3 protein-coding genes are annotated in these 1645 nt (G+C 59.7%); all 3 read left to right on the forward strand.

What is annotated here, in order from left to right:
* Nucleotides 1-579 (forward strand): bifunctional adenosylcobinamide kinase/adenosylcobinamide-phosphate guanylyltransferase (gene cobU, locus NW820_RS10170; RefSeq protein ID WP_414407422.1); only part of this gene is annotated, 579 nt, incomplete at its 5' end.
* 37 nt (nucleotides 580-616) lie between these two features.
* Nucleotides 617-1096, forward strand: coding sequence for a CRR6 family NdhI maturation factor (locus tag NW820_RS10175; RefSeq protein WP_011432033.1), 480 nt, complete (start codon nucleotides 617-619; stop codon nucleotides 1094-1096).
* Nucleotides 1078-1635, forward strand: coding sequence for a hypothetical protein (locus NW820_RS10180; protein ID WP_414352032.1), 558 nt, complete (start codon nucleotides 1078-1080; stop codon nucleotides 1633-1635). The genes NW820_RS10175 and NW820_RS10180 overlap by 19 nt, the downstream gene beginning before the upstream one ends.
* The last annotated feature ends 10 nt before the right edge of the window (nucleotides 1636-1645 follow it).

Raw genomic sequence — 1645 nt, forward strand, 5'->3', positions numbered from 1 at the left:
CGTCAGTGGATTTCCAGCGTAATGTCGATTGTGCTGATCTGTGGCCCTGTGCGCTCTGGCAAAAGCCGGCTGGCAGAGGGTTTGGCTGCGGCTTCGGGCTTGCCGGTTATCTACCTGGCTACCGGGCCGAAACCCGATCCCAAGACGGATCCAGAATGGGCAGAGCGCGTTCAACAGCACCGGCAACGGCGGCCTTCCAGTTGGCAGACTTGGGAAACCGGGAGGGACTTGGGGGCAGAACTGCAAAAGTTACCCCAGCCCTGCTGTGCGCTGGTGGATTCGCTGGGGGGATGGGTGGCGCAGGGCCTAGACTGTCCCTCTTCAGAATGGGATCCCTTGGTGCAATCCTTCTTGGCAACCTTGCAAAGCCATAGAGGGGAGATCCTCCTGGTGTCTGAAGAAGTGGGCTGGGGGGTGGTGCCCGCTTACCCACTGGGGCGGCGGTTTCGGGATCGGATGGGGGAACTGACCCAAAGGCTGGCTCCCCTGGCCGACCAAGTGTTTTTGGTAACGGCAGGTTTTGCCCTGGATCTCACCCGTCTAGGGATCCCAGTGGCGAGCAAGACAGAGCAGAGCTGAGATAAGCTGCATTTGCAAGCCAGATAGCTGTGTTGCCGTGCCGATTACCCTCTACCTTCCTGCCAAGGCCATTCAAACTCTGGATCTCACCCCCGGCCATGAGCTGGTGAAAACCTTGATGGCCGATCCCGTGCGTGCTGCCCAGCAGGTGCAATGCGCCATCGATTGGCCGCGCAGCCCTGAGGATCCACGGGAGCTGTCCGAGATCCCGGAGGTGCGCCTGTGGTTTATTCGTTGGGATACAGTCTACCCCTGGATGCCCTACTTTCTCAATTGGCGCCAAGGAGAACTCGCCCGTTACGCGGCTATGATGGTGCCCCACCAATTCAACCCTCGGGAGGGCATTGTTTACAACCCAGAAGCGTTGGAGATCTTTGTCTATCAGAAGATCTTTGTGTTGATGCGGTGGTTTAAGCAGCAGAACCTGGGATCCGTCTCCATGCTGCGGGATATGGCTTTGGTGTTTGGCTTCGAGATCCAGCCGGAGTTTCTCGCCCTATGGGAGGCAGAGCCATGAAGGTGATGGTGGCCAACACCTGGCCGGGGATCCCAGGAGCTACGGCAGTGGCCGACGCTTGGCAGCAGGTGGTTCAACGCCCTTGGGGCCGGCTCAGAGTGGATCCCAACCCTTCGGAAGCTCAGCTAAAGGCCCTCTGGCAACAAATCTCCGAGTGGGCAGGAGAAAAAGATCCCCTACTGGTTTTGCCGGGCAGCGTTGCCGATCCCCTGGGGCCAGGCCAAACTTGGGCGGATCTGGCCCATGCGTGGGGGTTGAGCTTGCTGCTGACACTGCAGCGGGAGGCCGCTCTGAGCCAAGCTGCCGCTTTTGCCGCCCTGTTGCGCCAAGCCAAGGCCCGCGGTTTGGGGTGGGTGCTGATTGGATCCCTGACCGAAACTGGGGATCCCCAAGCCTTGGAAAAGCTGGATGCAACTTTGATCCCGCGCCTGGAAGCCCAAGTAGGAATGCCGGTGTTGGGGAGAATGGCTCTTGATGGGCAGATCCTTTGGGATCCAGATGCCCTGCTGCTCTGCAATGCTGCCCAACCAAGGAACTGAGCGCCACCCA

Source organism: Synechococcus sp. R55.7 (assembly GCF_047461955.1).
In the GTDB taxonomy this organism is placed as follows: Bacteria; Cyanobacteriota; Cyanobacteriia; order Thermostichales; family Thermostichaceae; genus Thermostichus.